The 18986-nt window shown below is 67.4% G+C and carries 19 protein-coding genes and 2 tRNA genes; 9 read left to right on the top strand and 12 right to left on the bottom strand.

The features are described from left to right. Nucleotides 1–340 precede the first annotated feature (340 nt). Both IFU11_RS02680 and IFU11_RS02675 read right to left on the bottom strand, forming a co-directional pair. Nucleotides 341–856 carry a hypothetical protein gene (locus tag IFU11_RS02680; protein ID WP_192018097.1) on the bottom strand — a complete coding sequence of 172 codons (516 nt, stop codon included), beginning with the start codon at nucleotides 854–856 and terminating at the stop codon, nucleotides 341–343. A 29-nt stretch (nucleotides 857–885) separates the two neighbouring features. Next, nucleotides 886–1836: a DUF4238 domain-containing protein gene (locus tag IFU11_RS02675; RefSeq protein WP_256430718.1), complete on the bottom strand. Its 951-nt coding sequence runs from the start codon at nucleotides 1834–1836 to the stop codon at nucleotides 886–888. 185 nt (nucleotides 1837–2021) lie between these two features. Between IFU11_RS02675 and IFU11_RS02670 the strand changes: the two genes are divergently transcribed. Beyond that, a complete protein-coding gene (locus tag IFU11_RS02670; RefSeq protein WP_207185349.1) occupies nucleotides 2022–2456 on the top strand; it encodes a hypothetical protein in 435 nt (144 codons plus the stop codon). A 61-nt stretch (nucleotides 2457–2517) separates the two neighbouring features. Here the strand turns inward: IFU11_RS02670 and IFU11_RS02665 are convergent, their stop codons facing one another. The 5 genes from IFU11_RS02665 to IFU11_RS02650 form a co-directional block, all read right to left on the bottom strand. Continuing rightward, nucleotides 2518–3171 (bottom strand): hypothetical protein, encoded by a 654-nt coding sequence (locus IFU11_RS02665; protein ID WP_192018094.1) that lies wholly within the window; start codon nucleotides 3169–3171, stop codon nucleotides 2518–2520. Nucleotides 3172–3368: 197 nt separating this feature from the next. Then, nucleotides 3369–3761 (bottom strand): hypothetical protein, encoded by a 393-nt coding sequence (locus IFU11_RS02660; RefSeq protein WP_192018093.1) that lies wholly within the window; start codon nucleotides 3759–3761, stop codon nucleotides 3369–3371. Continuing rightward, complete coding sequence (locus tag IFU11_RS02655) at nucleotides 3758–4090, bottom strand: hypothetical protein (protein ID WP_192018092.1); 333 nt, start codon at nucleotides 4088–4090, stop codon at nucleotides 3758–3760. Before IFU11_RS02655 ends, IFU11_RS02660 begins: the two co-directional genes overlap by 4 nt. Beyond that, on the bottom strand, nucleotides 4087–4281 hold the full coding sequence (locus IFU11_RS20065; RefSeq protein ID WP_207185348.1) for a hypothetical protein: 195 nt from the start codon (nucleotides 4279–4281) through the stop codon (nucleotides 4087–4089). The genes IFU11_RS02655 and IFU11_RS20065 overlap by 4 nt, the downstream gene beginning before the upstream one ends. A gap of 77 nt (nucleotides 4282–4358) precedes the next feature. Next, the gene (locus IFU11_RS02650) at nucleotides 4359–5750 is read right to left on the bottom strand and encodes an AAA family ATPase (protein ID WP_244631620.1); all 1392 of its coding nucleotides are present in this window, start codon (nucleotides 5748–5750) and stop codon (nucleotides 4359–4361) included. A gap of 798 nt (nucleotides 5751–6548) precedes the next feature. Between IFU11_RS02650 and IFU11_RS20060 the strand changes: the two genes are divergently transcribed. Together IFU11_RS20060 and IFU11_RS02645 are read left to right on the top strand one after the other, a co-directional pair. Next, a complete protein-coding gene (locus IFU11_RS20060; RefSeq protein ID WP_207185347.1) occupies nucleotides 6549–7007 on the top strand; it encodes a hypothetical protein in 459 nt (152 codons plus the stop codon). Then, entirely contained in the window at nucleotides 7000–8163 is a 1164-nt protein-coding gene (locus IFU11_RS02645) for a tyrosine-type recombinase/integrase (protein WP_207185346.1), read from the top strand. Before IFU11_RS20060 ends, IFU11_RS02645 begins: the two co-directional genes overlap by 8 nt. Before the next feature lie 86 nt (nucleotides 8164–8249). Here the strand turns inward: IFU11_RS02645 and IFU11_RS02640 are convergent. After that, a tRNA-Gly gene (locus IFU11_RS02640) sits at nucleotides 8250–8323 on the bottom strand. 193 nt (nucleotides 8324–8516) lie between these two features. Between IFU11_RS02640 and IFU11_RS02635 the strand changes: the two genes are divergently transcribed. The 6 genes from IFU11_RS02635 (at nucleotide 8517) to clpX (ending at nucleotide 13502) form a co-directional block, all read left to right on the top strand. After that, a tRNA-Pro gene (locus IFU11_RS02635) sits at nucleotides 8517–8590 on the top strand. 55 nt (nucleotides 8591–8645) lie between these two features. Further along, nucleotides 8646–10085: a trigger factor gene (tig, locus tag IFU11_RS02630; RefSeq protein WP_192018089.1), complete on the top strand. Its 1440-nt coding sequence runs from the start codon at nucleotides 8646–8648 to the stop codon at nucleotides 10083–10085. 84 nt (nucleotides 10086–10169) lie between these two features. After that, the gene (locus IFU11_RS02625; protein ID WP_192018088.1) at nucleotides 10170–10676 is read left to right on the top strand and encodes a tetratricopeptide repeat protein; all 507 of its coding nucleotides are present in this window, start codon (nucleotides 10170–10172) and stop codon (nucleotides 10674–10676) included. A 144-nt stretch (nucleotides 10677–10820) separates the two neighbouring features. Continuing rightward, nucleotides 10821–11414: an ATP-dependent Clp protease proteolytic subunit gene (locus IFU11_RS02620; protein WP_056006680.1), complete on the top strand. Its 594-nt coding sequence runs from the start codon at nucleotides 10821–10823 to the stop codon at nucleotides 11412–11414. 30 nt (nucleotides 11415–11444) lie between these two features. Beyond that, the gene (locus tag IFU11_RS02615) at nucleotides 11445–12113 is read left to right on the top strand and encodes an ATP-dependent Clp protease proteolytic subunit (RefSeq protein WP_071260849.1); all 669 of its coding nucleotides are present in this window, start codon (nucleotides 11445–11447) and stop codon (nucleotides 12111–12113) included. A 111-nt stretch (nucleotides 12114–12224) separates the two neighbouring features. Beyond that, nucleotides 12225–13502 (top strand): ATP-dependent Clp protease ATP-binding subunit ClpX, encoded by a 1278-nt coding sequence (clpX, locus tag IFU11_RS02610; protein ID WP_064295154.1) that lies wholly within the window; start codon nucleotides 12225–12227, stop codon nucleotides 13500–13502. Between the two features lie 72 nt (nucleotides 13503–13574). On the opposite strand, the gene IFU11_RS02605 is transcribed toward clpX, so the two are convergent. The 4 genes from IFU11_RS02605 to valS are packed head-to-tail and all read right to left on the bottom strand — an operon-like array spanning nucleotide 13575 to nucleotide 18939. Then, complete coding sequence (locus IFU11_RS02605) at nucleotides 13575–15608, bottom strand: M3 family metallopeptidase (protein ID WP_192018087.1); 2034 nt, start codon at nucleotides 15606–15608, stop codon at nucleotides 13575–13577. A gap of 33 nt (nucleotides 15609–15641) precedes the next feature. Next, a complete protein-coding gene (locus IFU11_RS02600; RefSeq protein WP_079705712.1) occupies nucleotides 15642–15899 on the bottom strand; it encodes a hypothetical protein in 258 nt (85 codons plus the stop codon). Continuing rightward, nucleotides 15899–16345: a GNAT family N-acetyltransferase gene (locus IFU11_RS02595; protein WP_064295157.1), complete on the bottom strand. Its 447-nt coding sequence runs from the start codon at nucleotides 16343–16345 to the stop codon at nucleotides 15899–15901. Before IFU11_RS02595 ends, IFU11_RS02600 begins: the two co-directional genes overlap by 1 nt. Next, nucleotides 16342–18939, bottom strand: a complete 2598-nt coding sequence (gene valS / locus IFU11_RS02590; protein ID WP_192018086.1) for a valine--tRNA ligase — start codon at nucleotides 18937–18939, stop codon at nucleotides 16342–16344. Before valS ends, IFU11_RS02595 begins: the two co-directional genes overlap by 4 nt. Between the last annotated feature and the right edge of the window lie 47 nt (nucleotides 18940–18986).

Raw genomic sequence — 18986 nt, 5'->3', positions numbered from 1 at the left:
GATGCTCACCATTTCGACCCGTGTCGATCTGTCTCAACTTCCCTGTATCTGTGCGGGGGTTCGTGCTATCTCGTCTTCATCTGCGATGTCACGAATCGATGCGTTTGTGACATATCGGTGACATCTGGTGACACGAGACATGCGAGACCCCCCACCCTCCCCGAGACGTATTCGAGATGCTGAACGGGCACGCTCGACGGCTATGCGAACGCCTCCGAAGTGGCAGGAATCGGGATCGGATCAGAGCCCCCGGAATTCTCGAAGGTGTCACCGGAATCCCCAAGGTGTCACTCTCGGGACCCCTGACGCCTTGGTGATGCCTTCGTGACACCTTCGGCAGTCAGCCGCGGCGCTCGCGGACGTCGTAGCTTCGTCGGGACCGTCTCCGCCGACCGGTCGCCAAGAGCACCTGCCCTCGGTATCGGGTCTTGCCAGAGGCGCGGAGCACGGCCTCGGCGTCGGCGAGCGGGAGGCTGACTTCGAAGCTGGCACCGGCCTCGAGGCGGTGCGCGACGTTGAGCTCATCGCCGTACCGGACGCCGCGACCCTCCCTGCCGGATCGGACGGAGAAGCGCTCGATGGTCACTGGGGCTCGGCCGATGTTGCGAGCAGTGATGATGAGGTTGACCGACCCGTGAGGCAGTTCGAGCCCCGGCACGTCGACGCGATGCCAGCTCCGGTACCAGGGCGGCGCATCGTGGACGCTGCGCGAACGATTCGGAATGACGCTCTCAATCGCTAGCGTCACGCGGACGCGCTGGCCGGTAAGGAGGTATTGGGTGACGTTCCAGCTCAAACTCACGAGCGACAGGGCGAAGCCGAGCGTGCCGAGCACGGCGGCGAGAGTGGGGTTCATTTGGGTACCAGGATCGATCGATTTGGGGTTCAGCTTCGGCCTTTGGTCATGCTGCGGGGCGGCGGGTGTTCGGAGGCCCAGCGCTTCTCGATGGTGAAATCGGGATGCATTGGAGCGTACGAAAGTGCGTAGCCTCCTCCGTTGTCCGGCTGTCCCGGCGCCGGCAGGCGGCCGTTGTAGTGCATGAGGCGCGCATCCGGGATGTGGGATGGATGCGCGAAGGTGTATCGGTCTGCGGCGTCGAAGACTGCCTGTGTGAACGCCTGTCCGATGCCGTCGAACTTGATCCGGTGGTCCCGCCCCTTTCGTGGATCCTCATCGACGAGAAAGACCCCAGGCATGAAGATGAGGCGATGCGGGTCGAGGGGGAAGACGACCTCGTCGACGGTCGCGGCAAAGCTCTGGTCGTTGTCATCATGGCCGTTGAGGATGACGACTGGACAATCGCTCGCGATCAAACACGCTCCACTGTGGGCGAGGCCCCACGGCCGTATCGAGAGGATGTAAGCGAGAATGCCGACCCTCTCGCGGATGTACTTCGCGTGTTGGGAAGCTAGGTCGCTCTCGCGCATGTGGCCCGGAAGATCGAGGCTGGGTCCATTCTGCGCATCGATGCGCTTGCGTTGCCTGGTGGTGCGCACGATCTGAGCCGCCATGAACCATGCGAGACGTTCTCGGGTGTTCGGCGGCAGTGGCCACTCATCGGTGAGGGCCCAGCGCGGATTGTCGAGGATCGTCGCCAGCGCGGGCGTGGCTAGGTCTTCGATCTTCGTGAAGAACTGTTCGACCTCTCGGCTCTCGCCGCCGTCCTCCGTCAGGAATGTGTAGAACCCCGTGGGCGCCGCCACGTTGGTGATGTTCGTCTCCCACGACTTCGTGGGCTCTGTGACGTCGGATGCGACCGTGAAGAAGTTCTTGCGGCGCTTCTCGGCGAATCGACGAAGGTACATGCGAGGGACAGTGTGATCGCGAGGCGCCATGGGACTGATGCTAGGTTCCCGGGCTGCCGTCCGTGCGAACGACACTCGACGCCACCCTGATACGGCGGCTGTCTGGTCGTGCACGCGTCCGTCCCCCAGAAATCGCGTTTCACCTGCGATATTCTCTGTGCATGGGTGAAAGCAAGCAACTCGCAAGCGTTCGGGGTGACGCAGCAGCGCGAGCGATGAAGGCGTGGTCCGCGCGGGTGGCCGGCAACACCTGGGCTGAGAGCGCAGCGGTAGCAGGCTTCAGTGACGGTCCAGCGGCGTGCCATGCGGTCAAGAACTACTTCGGGACGCTGCCACAGGTCGACCGCGAGGACCGGCGGGACCTGTGGCGGGAGCGGTACGAGGCGCTCTGGCGGATCGCGCTGCAAGACGCCGAGCAGAGTCGCCCGGGTGCTCTCCGTGCCGCCGTCGCGGTCGGCCAGCGAGCCGCAGCACTCGACGGGCTCGATGCTCCGAAGGTGGTGCGCGCCGAGGGGCCGAAGGCGGCTCAGCTCGAAGCCTTCGTGCAGTCGGTCATTGAGGCGACCCAAGACCCGGGAGCGCCTCGCGAGGCGGACATGGATGAGCTTGAGGCGGAAGTCGTGGAGGATTCGGCGGACGCGATGCCGTAGTCGGTGATGCCACGACGCCCCTGCTGATCTCTCAGCGGGGGCGTCGTCGTTGCTGGGGCGGTTACCAGGCCGGTTCGGTGGCTCGACGCGCCTCCTCGGCCTCGCGGTTGAAGGCAGCCCAGCGTTCGTCACGGATGCGTCTCCAGATCTCCCGGGTGATCGGGTCCGGGATCAGATGCGGCCAGCCGAGGAACACGCGTTCTCGGACCTCGGCCAGCGCCTTCGGGCTGTAGCTCCACGGTCGCGGGTGGCCGCCGTGGTCGTCGCCGCTGACCTCGGCGAACAGCTTCATGCCCATCGCCGACATTGCCATGCCGGCGATGCCGGTGAGCCCTTCTCTCGCGACCTCTCGCAGCTGCTCAGGGTCTCGTGGACGACCGCGCATGGTCCACAGCGCGCAGCAGTCACGGCAGAAGGGCGCCGCGGCACCGTCATTCCACCGGGCGGGGCTCTCGACCCACCGAGTGCTGTGCGACTGGCCGCACATGCCGCACGCTCCGTCTCGGCAGAGGTGTGCTGTGGTAGCCAGATTCCATCGCTCGTGCGCCAGCTTGAGACGCGCTCGCTGATCGTCGCTGACGAAGTCGAACGCTTTCGCCTCAGCTCGCTTCCCGGTCACGATCGCCGCCGGGTTGACGCCTGAGCTCGCGCAGACCTCTGCAGCGGCGTCCTCGCTGATCGCGACGCCGAGCACCTGGCCTACCGAGAAGGCCATACCCTCGCGGCAGTCGGAGTGTCGCCGGCCGAACCGACGCCGGGCTACCCATCGGTCGTATGCGGCGCCGCCGTCGGGCCGGTCCGATTCCGGTCGCGGTGGAATCGGCATCGGCACCCCCTCCGTCTCGGCAACGGGCATCCCGCAGACCGCGCAAGCGTTGATGGGGTCGGCCTCGGTGATTCTCTTGCGGCCGCTCATTCGTCGGCTCCTCTCTTTGATGATGAAACTGCATCACAGCGCCCGCAGACGGCGACCAGGGCGATGACCAGACCGTCGTGGCAGCTGCCGCCGTACAGGGTCAGATTGTTGCCTGAGCCACAGACGGCACAGCGCTGGGCTGCCCTGGTGGTCGCCTCGAGCGCGTGCCGGTCGGGAGCACTCAAGCATCCGACGCAGCTTGCGATCTGCTGGCCGGCAGCGACGACCCACGGCCCGTTGTGGCCGCAGTGGTGCCCGGTCGCAAGGAATTCGCGGAGCAACCCGTGAGCGAGCGGCGACCAGGCATCCGCGGATGGGATGCGAAGCGGCCCGCCCAGTTCGGCGACGAGGTCGACGGCTCCCCAGGCGAGTTCCTCGGCGAGGTTCACGACGTCACCCCTGCATTCCGCCGTGCCCGACTCCGTGCGGCTGGCTGGCGGCCGTTCCTGGGCTTCGTGGGCGTGGAGACAGGCCGGGAGGCCCGACGGTTCAGCGAGGCGCTCGCTGATTGATACCGCGCTGCCTCGTCGAGGATCGCGCGGGCACGGATGATCGACCTCCACCGCATGACGGCCGCGAAACTCGCGGCGGCCAGGCGATCAATCTCCGCGTCGCTCGGCTCTCCCGGCGCCGGCCGACGTGCGGAGGCGACGACTGTCCCGCCTCCGAGCTCCCGGGCGATCCGCTCGGCGACGCGACGGGCTGTGGTCGTGCTCATCGGATCTCCTCCGGCCAGCTCGCGGCCACCCGGTCCCAGCCGGGAGTCCGCTCGTCCGCGATGGTGGCGTACCCGGCTTCGAAGATCGTCTTCGTGATGCGCCTCACGGCGCCAGGGGGCATCTGGTCAGGCTCTACCTCGCGGTAGTGCTCCCGGCGACCGCCGGGTTTCGGTGCTGCTGTCTTGCGCATGATGCGCCTTTCGGTTCGTGGTTCGGTGATGGTCTGAGAGGCCGCCGACGGCGGGCTTCGTCCACGCACGGAGCCGCTCATCCGGGCATCTCCTCGAAGAGAGCCGGGTCTGCTTCCGGAGCGAAGGTGTCAGAAGGTGTCACGAAGGCGTCAGGGGCGGGAAGCGTGACACCTTCGATGATTCCGGGGGAGGACGTGACACCTTCGGTGCTGTCTTCGAACGCCAGGCCCCACACCCATCCGGCCCGAAGGCCAGACTTCCGGGACTCGACGCGTGGACTCTTGGAGCGGCGACGAGCGTTCTTCAGCTCGGTCTCGCTGAACCCGGCAGCGCGGCCGGCGCGGAGGACGTCAGCGGCGTTGGCCTCGCAGCCTGGCAGGTCGGTCAGGTAGTCGATGACGAATCCGGCCGCGGCGCTTCGGTCGTCCGAGTCGTCGTCACCCCACGGGCGATTCATCAGCTCTCCGACGCTCCGGTCTGTTGCTCCAAGTTCGACGGCGGCCGGCACCTCCATCGTCCGCCCATCGTCAGCGGTCACCGTGACGGGATCGAGGCGGAAGGCGAAGCTGGACCCCACAGACGCGCCGTAGTTCGACTTGTCGACGCTGACGACGCGGTCGCCTTCTCCGTCGTCGCTGGCGACTAGAAGCACGCTCCGCGCGGCATCCCGGAGCGCGTGGCTGCCGCTGAGGCGGTCGCCAGGCTGTCCGCCGCCCTTGCTCATGTGCAAGATCAGGACGACCGCGATCTCCTCATCCTGAGCGAGACTGGCCAGTGCATCCAGGCTCTGGCGGGCATCCTCGCGTTTGTTGAGGTCGCCAGAGAAGACGGAAGACGCCGGGTCCAGGACGAGGACCCGCGCCCCCGTTTCGCGGCTAGCAGAGCGGAACACTTCGACGTCGAGCGGGAGAGTCGGGGTGCTCTCTCGAGTACGTCCGTCCTCTTCGGTTGCGACGTCCACGCGGAAAACGAGATCCAGGTCCGCGCCAGCTGCCTTCAGTCTCGGTACGACGACACTCGGCCAGTCGTCCTCGATCGCGACGATGATCGCTGGGATGCGGTCACCGAAGAGATCACCGTCCAGCTCTCCGCGCGTGCCATCCGCGATCCATCGCAGCACCAGGCTCGACTTGCCCTCGCCGCCCCGGCCAGCAACGACCGTCAACGTCGACAGTGGAACGGCGCCGCGCTTCAGCTGTCGTTGACGCTTCGACTTGATCGACGATGCCCGCGTCAGCACTGCGCGACGCGCAGGTGAACCCGACGGGCTAGCCGCCGAACGGTCGGGTGACTCAGTAGCGGCTGGTCGGGCGAGGTCGGGCCGCTTCGCGAGGACCTCGGAGACGATCGCGTGGTCCGCGGCGTTCACGGAGCTTCCTCGATGAGTACGGCGGTGATGACCTCGGCGTCTAGCCGGAGCGACCGTCCGAGCTCGACGAGCCGACCTACGCACTCGGGTGATGCGCATTCCGCGAGGCCAGCGCGAGCGCGCTCGCGGAGGTAATACTCGGTCCCGCGGCCGGCGGGGATCATCTCCGCTGGCTGAGGCAGTGGTTCGGGCTGAGCCAGGGAATCGAGCAGACTGCGTTGTACCTGATCGGCGGCTATTTCTGATGATGGATGGTGAGTGGTGCAGGTGTGCACGATGACCCTTCCGAAGGGGTTCGACGCGCCGGTAGACTCGGGTTCAACGGCTCGGCTGGGCTGGATGTTGTCACTTTGACGAGGGGTTCCCGCTTAACGCGACGGGGACCCCTCGCCGTGTCTGTGGAACTGGCTGCGCTACTCCGAGGGCGTGTCACTGAGTGCCAGTTGCTTGCGGAGCGGCTCACTCAGTACGCGGAAGTTGCGCCCAAGGCGGATGGTGGCGATGTCCCCGGAGTCGACTGCCTTGCGGACCGTCGCCTCCCCTTGTCCCAGCAGGACAGCCGTATCCCGAATGTCGACGGTCGGGTGAGTGGAGAGCCGATGGAGCGCTTCCTGAGTAGTGGGCCGATTCGTTGGCATGTTTGCCACCTTTCTCTGTTTGTAGTTCCCATCCTCTGCTAGCCTGTTTTCATTAGCGATATGACGATTTGGAAACGCAAACATGATGACTTCGCAGGACAGGCCAACTATCCGGCCAGCCGGCCGCGGGGCAGATGGGCTAGAGCTCGTCTCGATCTCCGGGCTTGGTGGAGCCAACCGGGGGTGGACCTTCGTGTTCGCCTATGACTCGGCGGATGGGAGTGAACCGGTCAGCGTCGAGCTGAAGGCTCCGGCAGGGATGACCATCGACGCCTCGCGCTGGCGCGAAGTCGGAATCGGCGCGGCGCTGTCGGCGGCCCGCGTGGCTCGGAGGGCTCCGGTAGTCGCACTGCTGCTGGACGAACTCGGCCAACCTCCGAGCAAGCCGCACAAGGATGCGAAGGACTATGCGGCGCGGGTGGTCGAGTTCAGGCGTCATGTGGTGAGCGCGTACCGGATTGCGATCAGTCAGGACTACTCCCCGCCGCAGGCTGTCGCTGACCACTTCGGAGTCAGTCCGACGACGGCAACGAGGTGGATCGCAGAGGTTCGCAGAGCCGGCCTTCTGGCGGGTAGCCATCAGGACGAGCGCCGACGAACTCTGGGCGGAGACGGCTATCGCCCACGCGATGCCTCATCGGACTCGCCGGGCACGGATCCACGCACAGGACGTTCCCGCGGAAAGACCACGGCAGCACGGAAGGCGCTCCATGAGTAGCAAGCGGCAGGTCGGAAGCTCGATCAAGAGGGTGGAGCTCGGCAGCGGACAGATCCGCTACCGCTACCGCCTCGATCTCGAGCCGGGGGCTGATGGCAAGCGCCGGCAGAGGACGCTCACGTTCAAGACTGAGGCGGAGGCGATCGCTGACCAGGCGAAGCGTCGTGTAGAGGTGGGGGAACGCGACTACATCGAACCCTCGCGGCACACGGTGGACAACGTTCTGGATGCGTGGCTCGACGAGGCGCGGGATGACTGGAAGGCCAGCACCCGCTACCAGAACGAGAGTGCGCTCCGCGCGGTTCGGGCGGTCATCGGGACCATGCCGGTGCAGCGTCTCGCCCGAGAGGACGTCAGTCGCTTGCGGCGCGTGTTGAGTGAGACCGGAGGGCGTGGCGGCAGAGGACGTTCTGCTAGGACCGTGACGACGGCGCTGAAGCTCCTCGGCGCGGCTCTCGATCTCGCGGTGCACGACGGCGCGGTCAGGAAGAACGTGGCGGCCTCCGTGAAGCCGCCCAAGATCGTCACGGAGGAGTTCGAGTTCTGGTCTGCTGCTCAGCTGGGGCAGTTTCTCGCGAGCGTCGACGATGATCGGCTCGTCGGTGCCTGGTATCTGTCGGGCCTCGGTATGCGTCGCGGCGAGGTGCTGGGCGCTCGGTGGAGTGACGTCGACTGGAAAGCCGGCATCCTCCGCGTGCGGCAGGCGCGGGTCCTCGTCGGTGGCGAGGTAGTTGCAGGTCGCCCAAAGTCGGCGCGGTCGAGTCGAGACGTGCACCTCGACGAGGAGACGCTCCGCGCCCTGCGCCTGACGCGGGAGCGGACTCTCCTCGGCGGCGTCGTGCCACTCCGACAGCGGGGCGGTGAGGACGGTCGCCTCATCGTCGTAGACGAGGCGGGGGAGCCCTTCAACCCGCACCGCTTCAGCCGCACATTTCATGCCCTCGTGGAGGTCGCTGGGCTGCCCCGTATTCGCCTGCACGACGTGCGCCATTCGGTCGCCACGGCGATGCTCGATGCAGGGGTGCCGGTGCACCAGGTGGCGCACCACCTCGGGCACGACGCCAGCGTCCTACTGAAGGTGTACAGCCACCGAACGGAGGCGGCTGGACAGGTCGCCGTGGGCGCTCTCAGGCGGGCTATCGGGGGTGGCTTGTGACAGATTCGGGCCGTCTCGTGACATAGCGAGAGCCCCTGAACGGCGAAACGCCCGGCGGATTCAAGATCTGACCGGGCGTTTCTGAGTGGAGGGGATGACGGGAATCGAACCCGCGTAATCAGTTTGGAAGACTGAGGCTCTACCATTGAGCTACATCCCCGAGGCGTCGCAATGCGACGAACTCACCCGGTAATGCTACTGCATCCCGAGCGCCCATCCGTGCAGCTCCGTGTCCCGAGGCCGGTTCCGCCCCGGAAACCGCACAGGGGCCGCACAGATTCTGGGCTAGACTGACCGAGGCCATTTCGCCCACCGCTCGTCGGTCGGGCCGGCTGGCCGGATTGTCGCCGATCCGGGGCGTAGCTCAGCTTGGTAGAGCGCCCGGTTTGGGACCGGGAGGTCGCAGGTTCGAATCCTGTCGCCCCGACTCCGTTTTGCGTCCTCAACTGAGGCAGAATCCCCGACACAGGAGAAGTAATCACGTGAAGACCACGGTCGAGAAGCTGAGCCCCACTCGCGTCAAGCTCGCCATCGCGGTGACGCCCGAGGAGCTCAAGCCGAGCATCACCCACGCCTACGGACACATCGCCGAGGACATCAACGTCCCCGGCTTCCGTAAGGGCAAGGTGCCACCGGCGATCATCGACCAGCGCGTCGGCAAGGGCGCCGTGATCGAGCACGCCGTCAACGAGGGCCTCGACGGCTTCTTCCGCAAGGCACTCGAGGAGAACGAACTCCGTCCGCTCGGCCGCCCGCAGGCCGACATCGTCGAGTGGCCGAACGAGAAGGACTTCTCCGGCGACCTGCTCGTGAACATCGAGGTCGACGTCCGTCCCGAGATCACGCTTCCCGCCTACGAGGGCCTCAAGCTCACCGTCGATGCTCAGGAAGCCGGCGATGCCGACGTCCAGGACGAGCTCGACCGCATCCGTGCACGCTTCGGCACGCTCGTGACCGTCGACCGCCCGGCCAAGACGGGCGACTTCGCCCAGCTCGACCTGGTCGCCAAGATCAACGACGCCGAGGTCGACCGCGCGAGCGGAGTCTCCTACGAGATCGGTTCGGGCGAGCTGCTCACCGGCATCGACGAGGCACTCGACTCCCTCACCGCCGGTGAGACCACCACCTTCACCTCGCCGCTGCTCGGTGGCGAGCACGAGGGCGAGGACGCCGAGGTCACCGTCACCCTGACCGCCGTCAAGGAGCGCGAGCTTCCCGAGGCCGACGACGACTTCGCTCAGATCGCGAGCGAGTTCGACACCATCGACGAGTTCAAGGCGCAGCTGCGCGAGGTCGTCGAGCGCCAGCAGGTCATCACCCAGGGCCGCGACGCACGCACCGCGCTCGTCGACGCCATGCTCGAGGCCGCGCAGATCCCCGTGCCCGAGAGCGTCATCGAGGACGAGGTGCACCGTCACCTCGAGGGCGAGAACCGCCTCGAGGACGACGAGCACCGCGCCGAGGTCACCGAGTCCAGCGAGAAGGCACTGCGCACGCAGCTCCTCCTCGACGCACTGGCGGAGTCGCTCAACGTCCAGGTGAACCAGAACGAGCTCACCGAGTACCTCATCCAGAGCGCGTCGCAGTACGGCATGGAGCCTGGTGAGTTCATCGAGGCACTCGGCCAGCAGGGCCAGATCCCCGCCATGGTCGGCGAGGTCGCCCGCAACAAGGCCATCGCCATCGCGCTCGGCAAGGCCGAGGTCGTCGACTCCAACGGCAAGCCCGTCGACCTGAGCGACTTCGTCGCCGTGGTCGAGGACGAGGACGCCGCCACCGAGACTGCAGCCGACGAGACGACCGAGGCTCCGGCCGAGGCCGAGCCGAAGAAGGCCGCCGCCAAGAAGGCACCTGCGAAGAAGGCGCCCGCCAAGAAGGCACCGGCCAAGAAGGCCGCTGCCGACGAGGCCGCTGCCGAGTAGAACAGCACCAGCAGTGACGACAGGGGCGGAAGCGATTCCGCCCTTGTCGTCGTCTCCGGACACGTCAGCCGAATGGGAGCCATCATGACGACGACCGACGCAACCGGCTGGGACGACCGCGTCGCAGCCGTCTGGGCCGACGAGACCATCGACGACGAGCAGCGCATCGCGGCCATCGACGCCCTGGTCGCCGAGCGTCCGGCGCGTGACGCCCGCGCCGCGTTCGAGGCGGCCGGCGCGCGCGACTCCGCCGGCCACGAGGTCGAGGCCGAGGTGCTCTACCGGGCCGCCCTCGAGGCCGGGCTCGACGAGGAGCACCGTCCGCAGGCGATCATCCAACTGGCGAGCACCCTCCGCAACCTCGGCCGGACCGCTGAGAGTGTCGTCCTGCTCGAACAGCAGCTCGCGGACGATCCGACCGGTCCGTACGCGGACGCGACCGCGGCCTTCCTGGCCCTGGCGCTCGCCAGCTCGGGGGACCCGCGTCGAGCGACCGCCGTCGCGCTCCGCGCTCTCGTGCCGCACCTGCCGCGATACCACCGGTCCGTCCGCGCCTACGCCGACGAACTCGAGACGGATCCGCTCCGCTGAGCCCCAACGGTCGCGCGGTCCGTCCGCTCGCCGTCCGCCTCCGGCGAACCCCGCCGCCCGGGAGTCTGCCGAGGGCGAACAGGGCGTTGGTCGCGCGTCGCCTCCGATAGATTCGAACCACTGCACAACCGAAACGGAGCGATAATGGCCGAACCACAGTTCTCGCCCAGTGTCTTTGACCGCCTGCTGAAGGACCGGATCATCTGGCTGGGCGCCGAGGTCCGCGACGAGAACGCGAACGAGATCGCGGCCAAGCTGCTGCTCCTCGCCGCGGACGACCCGAAGCGCGACATCTACCTCTACATCAACTCGCCCGGTGGCTCCATCACGGCCGGCATGGCCATCTACGACACAATGCAGTTCGTGCCGAACGACATCGTCACGGTCGGTATCGGCATGGCTGCGTCGATGGGTCAGCTCCTCCTCACGGCCGGCACCAAGGGCAAGCGCTACATCACCCCGAACGCCCGCGTGCTCCTCCACCAGCCGCACGGCGGATTCGGCGGGACGTCGAGCGACATCCAGACCCAGGCGCAGCTCATCCTCGACATGAAGCGCCGTCTCGCCGAGATCACCGCGGCGCAGACCGGCAAGAGCGTCGAGCAGATCAACGCCGATGGCGACCGCGACCGCTGGTTCAACGCCGAAGAGGCGCTCGAATACGGTTTCGTCGACCACCTCCGTGAGTCCGCGCTCGACGTGGCCGGCGGCGGCGGAACCGTCGACAGCGACAAGTAACCCGGCTTCGACCAGACAGGAATGCAACACATGGAGACTCCAACGTTCAGTGCGGCGGGCCGCTCGCTGCAGATGCCGGGTGCTCGCTACATCCTCCCGAGCTTCGAAGAGCGCACGGCCTACGGCTACAAGCGCCAGGACCCGTACGCGAAGCTCTTCGAGGACCGCATCATCTTCCTCGGCGTGCAGGTCGACGACGCATCGGCCGACGACATCATGGCCCAGCTGCTCGTGCTCGAGAGCATGGACCCCGACCGCGACATCGTCATGTACATCAACTCACCCGGTGGCTCGTTCACCGCGATGACGGCGATCTACGACACGATGCAGTACATCCGTCCGCACGTCATGACGGTGGTCCTCGGACAGGCGGCCTCCGCCGCTGCCGTGCTGACCGCCGCCGGCACGCCGGGCAAGCGCCTGGCGCTCCCGAACGCCCGCATCCTGATCCACCAGCCCGCCGTCGGCGAGGCCGGCCACGGACAGGCTTCGGACATCGAGATCCAGGCGGCCGAGATCCTCCGCATGCGCGGCTGGCTCGAGTCGACCCTCGCACACCACTCCAACCGTTCGGTGGAGCAGGTCAACAAGGACATCGACCGCGACAAGATCCTCTCGGCCGCCGAGGCGCTCGAGTACGGTCTCATCGACCAGGTGCTCACCTCACGGAAGAACCCGATCGCGGCCATCACGGCCTGACCCGGTTCCCGTGCTCACGACTCGGCGCGTCATCCCAGCGGGGTGGCGCGCCGAGTTGTCGCAGGGACAGGTTAGGCTCGGAGCACCGAATCTCCAGGGAGAGGGAAAGACATGGCACGGATAGGCGAAAGCGCCGATCTGCTCAAGTGCTCGTTCTGCGGCAAGAGCCAGAAGCAGGTCCAGCAGCTGATCGCTGGTCCCGGCGTGTACATCTGCGACGAGTGCGTCGAGTTGTGCAACGAGATCATCGCCGAGCGACTCGCTGAAGCGAGCGAGGAGACGGTGAGCGAGTTCGACCTCCCGAAGCCGAAGGAGATCTTCGCCTTCCTCGAGGAGTACGTCATCGGCCAGGAGGCCGCGAAGAAGGCGCTCTCGGTCGCGGTGTACAACCACTACAAGCGCGTCCGCTCCCGCGCCACGCTCGCTCCCGCCGAGACGGTGCACGACGACATCGAGATCGCGAAGAGCAACATCCTCCTCATCGGCCCGACGGGCTGCGGCAAGACGTATCTCGCGCAGACCCTCGCGAAACGACTCAACGTGCCCTTCGCCGTCGCCGATGCGACCGCACTGACCGAGGCCGGCTACGTCGGCGAGGACGTCGAGAACATCCTCCTCAAGCTCATCCAGGCCGCCGACTACGACGTCAAGCGCGCGGAGACCGGCATCATCTACATCGACGAGGTCGACAAGATCGCCCGCAAGGCGGAGAACCCCTCCATCACGCGCGACGTCTCCGGCGAGGGCGTCCAGCAGGCGCTCCTCAAGATCCTCGAGGGCACCGTCGCCTCGGTACCCCCGCAGGGCGGCCGGAAGCACCCGCACCAGGAGTTCATCCAGATCGACACGACGAACGTCCTGTTCATCGTGGCCGGCGCCTTCGCCGGGCTGGAGGAGATCATCTCCTCCCGCGCGGGCAAGAAGGGCATCGGCTTCGGAGCCCCCCTGCACAGCAAGGGCGACGACGTGAACCTCTTCGGCGAGGTCCTGCCGGAAGACCTCCACAAGTTCGGTCTCATCCCCGAGTTCATCGGTCGCCTGCCGGTCGTCACGACGGTCACCCCGCTCGACCAGCACGCGCTCATGGAGATCCTCACGGTCCCGAAGAACGCACTCGTTCGTCAGTACCAGCGCATGTTCGAGATCGACGGCGTCGAGCTGGAGTTCGACCAGGCGGCACTCGAAGCGATCGCCGACCTCGCCGTCCTCCGGAAGACCGGTGCCCGAGGGCTCCGAGCCATCATGGAAGAGGTGCTCGGGCCGATCATGTTCGAGGTGCCCTCCACCGACGAGGTCGCTCGCGTGGTCATCACCCGGGAGTCCGTCGTCGAGAACGCGGCCCCGACGATCGTCCCTCGTGCGGCTCGCCGCCAGGAGAAGTCGGCCTAGACGACATCCAGCGGTGAACAGCCCGCCGCAGCGCCCCGGAACCTCCGGAGCAGCTGCGGCGGGCTTCGTCGTTCAGTCCTCGAGCCCGCGGCGTCGGAGGAGCGGCTCGATGACCGCGTCGCGTCCACGGAAGTCGCGGTAGGCATCCAGAGGATCCTTCGAACCGCCGACCCCGAGGAGCTTGGTGCGGAAGCGGTCGCCGTTCTCCCTCGTCAGTCCGCCGTTCTCCGTGAACCAGTCGACGGTGTCCGCGTCGAGCACCTCGCTCCAGATATAGGAGTAGTAGCCGGCGTCGTATCCACCCGAGAAGGTGTGGGCGAAGTACGTGCTCGCGTAGCGGGGCGGGACGGCCGGATTGTCGAGTCCGGCGGACCGGAGTGCCGCCGCCTCGAACGCCTCCACATCGTCGACCCGGTCTTCTGCACCGATGCTGTGCCACGCCTGGTCGAGCATCGCCGCTGCAAGGTACTCGCTCGTCGAGAAGCCCTCGTTGAACCCCTCGGACGCCTGGAGCTTCGCCACCAGTTCCTGCGGCATCGGCTCACCGGTCTCGACGTGCCTGGCGTAGCCGGCGAGCACCTCGGGCCACAGCATCCACATCTCGTTCACCTGGCTCGGGAACTCGACGAAGTCCCGGAAGACGTTCGTACCGGAGAACCGCGGGTACTCGACCTCCGCGAAGAGACCGTGCAGCGCGTGGCCGAACTCGTGGAAGAAGGTCGTGACCTCGTCGAGGCTCAGCAGGGTCGGCTCACCCTCGGCAGGCTTCGGGACGTTCAGATTGTTGACCACGACGGTGGGCTGGTCGAGCAGGCGGTTCTGGGAGATGAGCGCGTTCATCCAGGCGCCGCCGCGCTTGCTGTCGCGGGTGTACAGGTCGAGGAGGTACAGGCCGAGGCCGGAGCCGTCCTCGTTCCAGACCTCGAAGACACGGACGTCGGGGTGGTAGCCCTGGAGATCGGTCCGTTCGGCGAAGGTGATGCCGTAGAGCTTGGTCGCTGCGGCGAGCACCCCGTCGAACAGGACTCGCTCCGCTTCGAAGTACGGGCGCATCACGCTGGTGTCGACATCGAACCGGTCGATCCTGACCTGTTCGGTCGCGAACGGCCAGTCCCAGGCCTCGACGGTCTCGAGACCAGTGACCCGCTCGAGCTCGCGCTGTTCCCGATCCGCGTTGCGGGCGGCGGGGATCGCCAGGCGGGAGAGGAGCGCTGCGACGGCCTCCGGGGTCCCCGCGGTCTGGTCCGCGGTGACCACTGCCGCGTGCGACGGGAATCCCAGAAGTGCGGCACGCTCAGCGCGGAGGCGGGTGATCTCGAGGACGAGGTCGCGGTTGTCGTTCGGTCCGCCGTGTGTGCCCCGAGCACGGGAGGCCGTCATGATCCGCTCGCGGACGCCACGGTGCGTCAACGACGACAGCGCCGGATGGCCGGTCGGGAGGACGAGGGTGACGAGCCAACCGTCGAGGCCTCGCTCGGCGGCCGCTTGGGCCGCGGCGGAGATCTCGCCCGCACTCAGGCCGTCGAGCTCTGCGGCATCGGTGAGGTGGACAGCGAGCTCGTTGGTGTCGGCCAGGAGCTGCTTCTCGAACCGGGTGGTCAGTGTCGAGAGGCGGAGATTGAGGTCGGAGAGCCGCTGCTTCTCCTCGGCGTCGAGACCGGCGCCCGCGAGCGTGTGTTCGCTGTACACGCGTCGGACCAGGTAAGCCGCCTCGGCCGTCAGCTGGAGGTCGTCGAGATTCGCGTGGACCGCCGCGATCCGCGCGTACAGCACGGGGTCGAGCCTGATCGCGTCCTCGTGGGCGGCCAGCTGCGGAGCGAGCTCCTCCTCGAGTTCATTGGTGAACGCGGAGCTGTCCGCCGAACTCTGATTGAAGAAGACCGCTGCGACCCGCCTGAGGATCGCGCCGCTCCGTTCGAGCGCGACGAGCGTGTTCTCGAAGGTCGGCGCGTCGTCCTGCGCGGTGATCGCCGCGATCTCGTCGAGTTGCTGGGCGAACCCGGCTGTGAAGGCGGGGCGGAAGTGCTCCTCGCGGATCTCGCCGAACGGCGGCAGCTGATAGGGGAGCGTGCTCGGCTGGAGGAACGGATTCGTGTGTGATTCCATACCTCACCCTATCCACCGTGCCGGGGAGGAGGCTCAGTCCTCGTCGTCGTCGTGGTCGTCGTCCGGCCGGGTGAGGCTGACGGATCCGTCCGCGTGTTGACGGATGGTCGTACCGTCGTCGAGCTCGACGACGGGTCGGCGTTCGAGCCAGGTGAGGGTCCAGCGCCACGAGGACGTGTCGACACCCTGCGCGAGCAACTCCTGCTCCTCAGCGGCGATGGCCGTCTGCACCGGCGTCGGCACGTTCTCCGGTGGCTTGGCGCCGACGGCCCAGCGGGTTCCGAGTTGCATCACGGCTCCAGGTCGTAGGTGACCCAGCTCGTGCGGGTCGCCAGCTTGTCGTACACGGCCTGGGCGCGCTCGTTGTCGGCGGCGGTGATCCACCGGACGACGCTGTGGCCGTCCGCCTTCGCGAGGTCGCGGACATGCTCGATCAGCGCGGTCCCGACCCCGCCGGTGCGGGCGTCCTCGGCGACGAAGAGGTCGTCGAGGTAGAGCCCGGTCCCACCGGCGAGGGCGCGGGGGAACACCCGATAGTGAGCGAGGCCGACGAGGGCGCCCTGTGCGTCCTCAGCGACGAGCGCGGTCAACGGGTGGGTCGGGTCGCTGAGCCAGCCCCACACGAGGACGGCCTTCTCGTCGGTCAGGGGGTTGCCGTAGAACTCCCCGTAGCCGGAGTACAGCGCGTGCCAGGCGAACAGGTCGCTCTCGACGGCGGGACGGATGGTGACGCTCATGCGCGTGCCTCCTCGGCGTCGGCCGCCGGCGTGAAGACGATGTCGCCGACCGACAGGACGTCGGCGGTGCGGAACTCGAGGGATTCGATGCGTCCGACGGCGCGGAGGTCGTCGGCGACGAGCGCGAGCAGCTCGACCGATGCGGCGGGTCCGGCGATGACCGCGGAGTCCACCGGGGTCTTCTGGGACGCCTTGGCGTCGGTCTTCGCGCGCCGGATGCCCGTGAGCGCCTCGCTCGCGAGCTGCAGCACCTGCGGTTCGCCCGCTGCGAGTCCGGCGAACTCCTCGTCGGTCGGCCAGCTGGCACGGTGCACGGAGCCGTCGTGCGTCCAGGACCAGGCTTCCTCCGCCGCGAACGGGATGAACGGGGCGAACAGGCGGAGCAGGGTCGAGAGCGCGATCCGCAGCGCGGCCACCGCCGAGGCCTGCTCAGGGCTCTCCTCGCCATACGCCCGCTCCTTGACGAGCTCGAGGTAGTCGTCGCAGAACGTCCAGAAGAACGCCTCGGTGAGCTCGAGCGCGCGCGCGTGGTCGTAACCCGCCAGCGCACCACTGGCGTCGGCGACGGTCTTGCGGAGGACGCTCAGCATGGCGAGGTCGACGGCCTCGGTCACCGGGGCGTCTTCACGACCGGTGAACCCGAGGATGAACTTCGAGGCGTTGAGCACCTTGATCGCCAGGCGCCGGCCGATCTTGATCTGCGTCGGGTTCTGCGGGTCGAAGGCGGCGTCGGTGCCGAGACGGCTCGAGGCCGCCCAGTACCGGACGGCGTCCGAACCGTGCTGTTCGAGCATGGCTGCCGGCGTGACGACGTTGCCCTTCGACTTCGACATCTTCTTGCGGTCGGGGTCGACGATGAAGCCGGACACGGAGGCGTGCTCCCACGGCTTCTGGTCGTACTCGAGGACGCTGCGGAGCATGGTGGAGAACAGCCAGGTGCGGATGATGTCCTGACCCTGCGGGCGCAGCGAGTACGGGAACACGAGGTCCCAGAGCTCGGGGTCGCGCTCCCAGCCGCCGGCGAGCTGCGGGGTGAGGCTCGACGTGGCCCAGGTGTCCATGACGTCGACCTCGCCCATGAACCCGCCGGGCACGCCGCGCTGCGACTCGTCGTAGCCGGGTGCGGCATCGCTGGACGGGTCGACGGGCAGGGTGGCGTGGTCTGGCGCGATCGGCTGGTCGTAGACCGGGTTGCCGTCGGCGTCGAGCGGGTACCAGAGGGGGATCGGCACACCGAAGAAGCGCTGGCGGGAGATCAGCCAGTCGCCGGACAGGCCACCGACCCAGTTCTCGTAGCGCACGCGCATGAAGTCGGGGTGCCACTCGAGCTCCGAGCCGAGTTCGAGGAGGCGGCTGCGGAGCTGTTCGTCGCGGGCGCCGTTGCGGATGTACCACTGGCGGGTCGAGACGATCTCGAGCGGCTTGTCGCCCTTCTCGAAGAACTTCACCGGGTGGGTGATCTGCTTCGGCTCGCCGATCAGGTCGCCCGAGGCGGCGAGGAGGTCGACGACGGTCTGCTTGGCGCTGAAGACGGTCTTCCCGGCGAGCTGCGCGTACGCCTCGAGGCCGGCGTCGGAGGTGATCGCCTCAGGGGCCTCCGAGATGACGCGGCCGTCGAAGCCGAGGATCGCGCGGTTGGGGAGGTCGAGTTCGCGCCACCACACGATGTCGGTGATGTCGCCGAAGGTGCACACCATCGCGATGCCGGCACCCTTGTCGGGCTGGGCGAGGTGGTGGGCGAGCACGGGCACCTCGACGCCGAACACGGGCGTGGTCACGGTCGTGCCGAACAGCGGCTTGAAGCGCTCGTCGTCGGGGTGGGCGACGAGGGCGACGCAGGCGGGGAGGAGCTCCGGCCGCGTGGTCTCGATCTCGATGGTGCCGCCGTCGGGGCGGTGGAAGGAGAGCCGACGGTAGGTGCCCGGCTGCTCCTTGTCCTCGAGCTCAGCCTGGGCGACCGCCGTGCGGAAGGTGATGTCCCAGAGCGTCGGCGCCATGGCCTGGTAGGCCTCGCCGCGGTCCAGATTGCGCAGGAACGCGAGCTGGCTCGCCGTGATCGACTCGTCGCCGATGGTGCGGTAGCTCTGCGTCCAGTCCACGGAGAGGCCGAGCGCGCGCCAGACGGCCTCGAACTGCTGCTCGTCCTCGACGGTGAGGCGCTCGCACAGCTCGATGAAGTTGCGACGCGAGATCGGGATCTGGTCGGCGGCCTTGGTGCTCTTGTTGTCGCCACCCTCGAACGGCGGGGTGAAGTCGGCGTCGTAGGGGAGCGTCGGGTCGCACCGGACGCCGTAGTAGTTCTGGACGCGGCGCTCGGTCGGGAGGCCGTTGTCGTCCCAGCCCATGGGGTAGAAGACGCGCTTGCCGGTCATCCGCTGGTAGCGGGCGATGACGTCGGTGTGCGTGTAGCTGAAGACGTGACCGATGTGCAGGGAGCCGGATGCGGTCGGCGGCGGGGTGTCGATCGAGTAGATGCACTCACGCGTCGCGCCGTCGCGCTCGAACCGGTATGTCCCCGCGGACTCCCAGGAGGAGCCCCACTTCTGCTCGAGACCTTCGAGGGCCGGCTTGTCCGGGATGCTGGCAGCGGTCATGAGGCGATCTCCTGCTGATATGTGCGGCACCGTGTCTGCGTGCCTGA

Source organism: Plantibacter sp. CFBP 8804 (assembly GCF_014841225.1).
In the GTDB taxonomy this organism is placed as follows: Bacteria; Actinomycetota; Actinomycetes; order Actinomycetales; family Microbacteriaceae; genus Plantibacter; species Plantibacter auratus.
This window is presented reverse-complemented; position numbering and strand designations above follow the sequence as displayed.